This is a genomic window from Candidatus Kryptobacter tengchongensis, from assembly GCF_001458555.1.
GTDB classification, from domain to species: domain Bacteria; phylum Bacteroidota; class Ignavibacteria; order Kryptoniales; family Kryptoniaceae; genus Kryptonium; species Kryptonium tengchongense.
In genome coordinates this window covers 23,640-29,639 of the sequence record NZ_CZVH01000013.1, presented here as the reverse complement: position 1 = coordinate 29,639, position 6,000 = coordinate 23,640, and the positions used below count along the sequence as shown (strand labels likewise).

Sequence of the window (6,000 nt, the reverse complement as noted above, 5' to 3'; positions counted from 1 at the left end):
TCTTTTCCTTCCCCCGTTTTACCCCTTCAGCCCTCCGTTATATTTGCCCTCTCCTTTGATTATGATGAAATGCCCAAATACCACAATCTTGCTGATGTTTTTGTTCTTCCAAGTGTTCCTACTCAAAGGTGGCAGGAACAATTTGGGATGGTTCTAATTGAGAGCATGGCGTGTGGGAAACCAGTGATAACAACTATGAGTGGATCCATACCTGAAGTAGTTGAGGATAAAGCTATACTTGTTCAACCGTTTGACTTTCTTGAACTTTATAAAGCAATGAAGAAAATTTTAATAGATGAAAAGTTAGCAAGCGAGATGGGCAAGAAGGCAAGGGAGTTTGTCGTTCAAAATTATAACGCAGAAGATGTGGCAAAAAAGATTGAGAAAATCTATGAATCAATATTATGATGAAATGGTCAAGGAGAAAAGTATTAAGTGATTTTTCCGTTGCGATTGTATCGCAGTATTTAGTTCAATTTATTTTGTTCTTTCGTAACTTTATTTTTGCAAAACTTCTCGGTCCTTATGATTTCGGAGTTTACAGTTCTATTTTTCTATTTTTTTCCTATGGGAATTATGCTAACCTTGGGGTAATTGATGGGCTTTCTCGCATTGTCCCATATGAAATTGGAAGTGGTGATGAAAAAAGGGCAAGGGAATTACTTAGATCAGGGCTTTGGGGATTAAATTTTATAACATCCATATTTTTACTCATCGTTATAATTTATTCTTTTCTTTCTCCGTTTGAGACAGTCACAGAAAATAAAACTGCAGTCATTTTATCTGCTATTGCTGTTTTATTAAATCAAAATTTTATGTTTGCTTTAACATATTATCGGATAAGGCATAAGTTTAAACAGGCATATATATATCAACTTGTGCAAGCAGTTCTTGACTTAACGCTTTCGTTTCTTTTGATGTTTAAATTTAAAATCGTTGGAATTTTTTGGGGGATGACGCTTGCGTTTTTAATTGCCTTTATTTTCTCTATGAAAAATATATGGAAAGAAATCAAACCAAAGGTAAATTTTCATCTTTTAAAGGAAATTCTCAATGTTGGTTTTCAAATTTTGCTTGTTGGCTTTACTTACGGATTTCTTATGAGCGTAGATAAATTTTCCGTTGCAAATCTTTTTGAAAAGTCAAAAATGGGATATTATTCAGTTGCGGTCGGATTTGGCATGATACCTTATTTCGTCTCTGTAACTCTTGGACAGTTTGTTGGTCAGAGAATGATTGAAGAATTTGGAAAGACGAAATCCAAAGAAAGTATAAAAATTTTTCTTGATGAATCTATGCTTGCTCTTGCTTTCATAACCCCATTAATTTCAATACTTACCATCGCAGTTGCTGAACCATTCATCCACTTCTTACTGCCAAAGTATACAGAAAGTTTAAGATATATTGATAAACTTTCAATTGCTTACTACTTCCTCTCACTTGGTGCGATACTTGGAACATTTTTGATTACTATAAATCAACAGGTAAAACTTCTTATTGTTAATATAGCATTTATTCCATTTATACTTTTTTTGAATTATTTGGCTTATAATACTGGACTTGGATTGCTCGGAATTTCATATATAACCTTTTTAAACTTTTTTGCCAGAACATTCATTCTTTTTATTTTAGGTTATGGAAACTATAAAGGTTTGATATTTTCCACGAAAGGCTTTTTATCGCTAATCATTTCATTTGCTAAATTTTCTTTTTTATCGTTTCCAATTTTTTTTAGTTTCGCCTTAAAATTCTTTATTTTTGATGTTTATTTAAGATTTTATCTACGCATTTTAATATCTCTTGTTTGGTTTCTCATAGCGTTTTATTATTTGTTGAGAAAAACGGAGATCATTTCAAGCATAATAGAAATGGCTAAGGGAAAAGTTGGAATGTATTTAAATAAGGTTCTTGATATATTTTGACACTGTTTGTTTATTTTGCTTTTGATTTTTAATTTTTATTTGAAAAAGAAAACCGCGTAAAAAAATGAAAGAAAGAAAAGGACATATACTTTGGATAGACGATGAAATAGAACTTTTGAGATCACATATATTGTTTCTTGAACAAAAGGGATATGATGTTTCCATTGCTACAAATGGAGATGATGCGATTGAGTTTTTAAGGGAGAAGGGGAAAGATATTGATCTGATATTGCTTGATGAAATAATGCCTGGAAAGGGGGGGTTGCAAACCCTTTCTGAAATTAAAGAATTGTTTCCTGGGATACCTGTTGTTATGGTTACGAAAAATGAGGAAGAAAGCTTAATGGAAGATGCGATTGGGTATAAAATAAGTGATTACCTTACCAAACCAGTTAATCCAAGCCAGATATTAATGGTATGTAAAAAATTTATTGAGGCAAAGAAAATAACAAGTGAGAAGTTAACGATAGAATACTTGCAGGGATTTCGTGCGATTGAAAATGCTTTGATGACAGAACTTGATTATCAGGATTGGATTGAAATTTATCTTCGCTTAACAAAATGGGATATAGAACTTGATGAACATCCAGAACTTGGTTTAAGAGAATCGCTTTTTGAACAAAAGAGACGTTGTAATATTGAGTTTGGGAAATATATTGAAAAAAATTACCCTGAATGGATTGAATCTGAAAACCGACCTACGTTATCAGTTGATGTAGTTGAGAGATATTTGATTCCAGAGATAGAGGATGGGAAAAATGTTGTGTTTTTTGTTGTTGATTGTATGCGCCTTGACCAGTGGATTATGATGGAGAGGGAGTTGCACGATTATTTCATTGTAGAGAGACAATATTATTATTCAATTCTACCGACAGCAACACCATATTCAAGGAACGCCATTTTCAGTGGGCTTTTCCCAATTGAGATAGAAAAAAGATTTCCCGAGCTTTGGGAAGGTAATGAAGATGAAGAAAGAAGTAGAAACAAGTATGAGAGGGAATTTCTCGAAGATTTACTTCAAAGAAAAAAAATAAAGTTGAAGTCAAAGGTAAGATACTTTAAAATAATTGATCCTGATTTTGGACTTGGGGTTGAACAAAATATAACAAGTTATGCTCAAGGGCAGTTAACTGCTATAGTTGTTAATTTTGTTGATATGCTTGCTCATAGTAGAAGTGATTCAACTGTTATAAAAGAGTTATCATTTGATGAATCAGCATATCGTGGAGTTACACGAACTTGGTTTGTTTATTCATCTTTCTATAGAATGTTAAAAACGCTTTCAAAGATGAAAAGTGTTGTTGTATTTGTTACAACTGATCACGGTAGCATTAGAGTTTTGCGTGGTTCTAAAGTTTTCGCTGATAGAGAAGCAGCAACGAATTTGAGATATAAGTATGGAAGAAATTTACGATGTGATGAGAAAGAGGCGATCCTTATCCAAAAACCAGAGGAATATAAACTTCCAAAACGAGGTGTTGCTATAAATTACATAATTGCAAAGGAAGATTATTATTTTGTATATCCGACTGATTATCACCATTATTTAAATCTTTATAAAGATACTTTCCAACATGGTGGTATTTCGCTTGAGGAAATGATAATCCCACTTGTAAAACTCACTCCAAAACTTTAAATGATTGGCAAGTTTATTACTAAAAGTGAGGTTGAAACAATACAACTTGGAAAAGATTTTGCAAAGATGTTAAAGGCTGGGGATGTTGTTGCACTTTACGGTGAACTTGGCTCTGGAAAAACAAAATTTGTTCAGGGTGTATGCCTTGGACTTAATGTTAAGGAGACAGTTAACAGCCCAAGTTTTATTATAATGAACAAATATGAGGGGGATCTGGTTATTTATCATTTTGATCTTTATAGAATTAATTCGCTTGATGAGCTTATTGAAATAGGATTTCATGAGTTTATATATAACGATGCAATATCGTTGATAGAGTGGGCGGAGAAAGTAAAGGATATTTTACCCCAAAAGAGATATGAGATATATCTTAATTTTGGAAGGTATGAAAATGAAAGGGAGGTGGAAATTATTAAGTTATGATTTTGGCAATTGATACATCAACTGATATCTGTTCCGTATCCGTTATTGAAAATGAAAAACAAAAATCAAAAAATATATTAAACACCAAACAGCTACACGCAGAAAAACTAATTTTAATTATTAATCAAACGCTGGAAAATATAAATATTACATTAAAAGATATAAAAGCAATAGCGGTATCAATTGGTCCTGGATCGTTCACTGGACTCAGGATAAGCTTAAGTGTGGCGAAAGGATTATGCTATGTTTTGGGAAAACCTTTGATAGCAGTTCCAACACTTGATGCGCTTGCTTTAAGGGCAAAACAATTTTGCAATATTCTTAAAAATTATATACATAATGAAATTTTCGTTTGTGCGGTTTTAAACGCTAAACAAAGCGACTTTTACTTTAGCTTTTATAAATACGAAAGTGATCAACTTGTAAGGGTAAGTAACTATCTTTCTGGTGGAATTGATGAGATTAAGAAAAAAATAAGTGGCTTAACAGTATTTATCGGAGATGGTGTTGAAATTTTAAGGGAGAAATTTTATAGTCAAGATACAATGATCTTTCTTGAAGATGAGATTAACTGCACCGATGCTTTTTATGTCGCCACAATTGCAGAGCAAAAATATCAAAGAGGCGAGTTTTCGGATATAGAAACTATAGAACCAATCTATGTTAAAGAGTTTCTAATAAAAACAAAGTAAAAAAAAATAATGTCCTGGTTCAAGAGATTAACAGGGAACATTTCGGGTGAGAAAAAAGAATTACCAGAAGGATTATGGACAAAGTGTGAACAGTGTGGGGAGATAATACATAAGTCACAGCTTGAACTGAATTTATGGACATGTCATAAGTGCAATTATCATTTCAGAATCACAAGCTATAACTATATTAATATTTTGATTGATAAAGGGACATTTAAAGAGTTTGACAAAAAATTACGCTCTGTAGATGTATTATCGTTTGTTGATACGAAACCATATAAAGAACGACTAAAAGAAGCAATGAAAAAGACAGGTTTAAACGAGGCAATTATCACAGGAACAGGTAAGATGAATGGAATACCGGTTGTAATTGGCGTAATGGACTTTAGATTCATAGGTGGAAGTATGGGTTCTGTGGTGGGAGAGAAGGTTGCGAGGGCGATTGAGAGAGCATATAAACTGAGGAACCCACTTATAATAGTTTCATCCAGTGGTGGTGCAAGAATGATGGAAAGCGCTCTTTCACTAATGCAAATGGCAAAAACATCAGCAATGCTTACAAAATTATCCTCTGCAAAGATACCGTATATATCTGTTTTGACAGATCCAACAACGGGCGGAGTAACAGCAAGTTACGCCATGCTTGGGGATATAAATATAGCTGAACCTGGCGCTTTAATTGGCTTTGCAGGACCAAGGGTAATAAAACAGGCAACAGGTAAAGATTTGCCGGAAGGATTTCAAAGATCTGAATTTCTACTTGAGCATGGTTTTATTGATCTTATTGTACACAGGAAGGAGTTAAAAAATAAGATAGTTCAAATTTTAAAGTTGATACTTGAAAAGTAAGATAATTGGGATTGAAGTTTGACAGTGGAGGTGCCGGGAGTCGAACCCGGGTCCGGAAGCCAGACACTTAAAACATCTACACGCTTAGCCTGTCTTTAAGATTTCGCCCCGCCTTTAGGGACAGGCACCTAAGATAGCGGGACTATCTCGGAATTTTTGTTCACGCCATCCCTCTCCCGAAGGGACCCCTTCGGGGCGAGAACAGAGATAGCGTGAGCCTGTCTTTTTCCACGCCCTTTATAACCTGGACAGGCACAAGTTATAAAGGACGGGCTGCCATTGATTTTTAGGCAGCCAAGGCATATGAATAGTTGGCACTTATTTTTCGCCGTTTATTTAACGTGCACACGGCAAAAGCACGGCGTGCAGTTTTAAGTGCCCGTGGCTCCCGTCGAAACCACGCCACCCCCAAATTTCAAAGAACGATGACGAAATCCAAATTTAATTAACAGTTAAATACATCCTTGAAAGTTCCAAT

6 protein-coding genes and 1 other RNA gene are annotated in these 6,000 nt (G+C 34.2%); 6 read left to right on the top strand and 1 reads right to left on the bottom strand.

What is annotated here, in order from left to right:
• The 6 genes from AT685_RS00750 to accD form a co-directional block, all read left to right on the top strand.
• Window positions 1-408 (top strand): glycosyltransferase (locus AT685_RS00750; protein WP_143713055.1); only part of this gene is annotated, 408 nt, incomplete at its 5' end.
• The gene (locus AT685_RS00745) at window positions 405-1,922 is read left to right on the top strand and encodes an oligosaccharide flippase family protein (RefSeq protein ID WP_081040505.1); all 1,518 of its coding nucleotides are present in this window, start codon (window positions 405-407) and stop codon (window positions 1,920-1,922) included. The genes AT685_RS00750 and AT685_RS00745, both read left to right, overlap by 4 nt.
• A gap of 64 nt (window positions 1,923-1,986) precedes the next feature.
• Entirely contained in the window at window positions 1,987-3,558 is a 1,572-nt protein-coding gene (gene porX, locus AT685_RS00740) for a T9SS response regulator signal transducer PorX (RefSeq protein ID WP_072151140.1), read from the top strand.
• The gene (tsaE, locus tag AT685_RS00735) at window positions 3,559-3,981 is read left to right on the top strand and encodes a tRNA (adenosine(37)-N6)-threonylcarbamoyltransferase complex ATPase subunit type 1 TsaE (protein WP_072150441.1); all 423 of its coding nucleotides are present in this window, start codon (window positions 3,559-3,561) and stop codon (window positions 3,979-3,981) included. It abuts the gene before it with no gap.
• A complete protein-coding gene (tsaB, locus tag AT685_RS00730; RefSeq protein ID WP_072150440.1) occupies window positions 3,978-4,673 on the top strand; it encodes a tRNA (adenosine(37)-N6)-threonylcarbamoyltransferase complex dimerization subunit type 1 TsaB in 696 nt (231 codons plus the stop codon). The genes tsaE and tsaB overlap by 4 nt, the downstream gene beginning before the upstream one ends.
• 9 nt (window positions 4,674-4,682) lie before the next feature.
• Window positions 4,683-5,522, top strand: coding sequence for an acetyl-CoA carboxylase, carboxyltransferase subunit beta (accD, locus tag AT685_RS00725; RefSeq protein ID WP_072151139.1), 840 nt, complete (start codon window positions 4,683-4,685; stop codon window positions 5,520-5,522).
• A 22-nt stretch (window positions 5,523-5,544) separates the two neighbouring features.
• Here accD and ssrA read toward each other — a convergent pair.
• Window positions 5,545-5,932, bottom strand: a transfer-messenger RNA (tmRNA) gene (gene ssrA, locus AT685_RS00720).
• Window positions 5,933-6,000 lie beyond the last annotated feature (68 nt).